Source organism: Vibrio sp. Vb0888 (assembly GCF_033338835.1).
GTDB lineage: Bacteria > Pseudomonadota > Gammaproteobacteria > Enterobacterales > Vibrionaceae > Vibrio > Vibrio alginolyticus.
Genome location: NZ_JAWOTL010000193.1, coordinates 1 through 1,231 on the forward strand (window position 1 = coordinate 1; position 1,231 = coordinate 1,231).

Annotated in this window: 1 protein-coding gene; it reads right to left on the reverse strand. The window is 47.8% G+C overall.

Annotated elements, in window-relative coordinates; all coding sequences use genetic code 11:
- A partial coding sequence (locus R7P72_RS24955) for an ABC transporter substrate-binding protein (protein ID WP_318110952.1) occupies positions 1-1,231 on the reverse strand: 1,231 nt, incomplete at both ends.

Here is a 1,231-nt window from a genome sequence, read left to right on the forward strand (position 1 = left end):
GTTGCTGCGGTGCGTCAAAATAATCGGCGATCGCGTGGCGTGCTTGCTCACTCCAGTTTTGATGTAGCCAAAGTGGCTTATCTAAGCGTAATTCCTGATGATAGAGTAAAGATTGCAGACGATCGTTGCCAGATTTAAGCAAACCATGTTTATCCAAAATCCCCATGTACTGCATACTTTGGTCAAAAATGGACTCTAGAATCGCCTGGCTTTCACGAGCAGCCGTCTCGCTGCGGCGAATACGTTGCAAGTAGTAGCTCAATAGCAAAATGGCCACCAGCATCAACACGAACAAACTGCCAAACAAGCGAATTTCTTTGGCGAAACGCTCCGAAAATTCCATCGGCTTATTAAAAAAGACCGCCGAGGATTCTTGCTCTGCGCCCAACCCCCAGCGCACAACCGCTTGGTAATCGAGCTTGATTTCAGAATCGCCATTCACCACCGGAGGTAATGGTTCTTGTGGGTGGTCGAGCACCTGTTCAAGTAATCTAGCCGCTTCAACACCTTGCCGATAACCGCTTTGAATCACGCCGCCCACCGCACCATGACCCAATCCTACATCGTGCACCATAAACAATGGCGCGTTGGAGGCCTTGTTGATCTGAATCCAGTCACGTTCGCTGCCGACCACGCCATCTTTGTCGCGGTAGTAAGTCCAAAACAGCACCACATTTTCTTTATTGAGTTGAGCGATTTTTTTCTTCAATGCTTCAACATTGTCAGGGACAAGTTGAGTGATCTTGTTGCGATAACGGTCATGTTGTTGGATAAAATCGTCAATCTCGTCGCGAAGTATTGCACCAGTCACCGAATGATCACTGATGATGTAAATCTGCTTGTTGTCTGGATGCAAACGCTCGATCAGCGCTAAGTTCGCTTCTAAATCGACGTTCTCAATCACGCCGGTTGCGTTAAGTGATTGATGAAAGGAAGGACGGTAATTGTTGATGCCACAGAAAATCACTGGCGTGTCTTTGATCAGCGGCGCCAAGTGTTGCATCAATTCCAATGCATTGTTGTCCGTCACCAAAATGGCATCAAAACGCTCATCGCTCAACTTGGTGCGATAGAGTGATTCGAGCTGGGTAAAAAACTGCTCGCTCTGGTTGCGCTTGGAATCCAAGTATAAGACGCGCATGTCCATCTCACGGTCATCGAGTTGTTGATCGATCCCGCGCTGAATGGAATCCGTCCAAAAGAATCCTTGGTGATAAGAATGGACGACAAG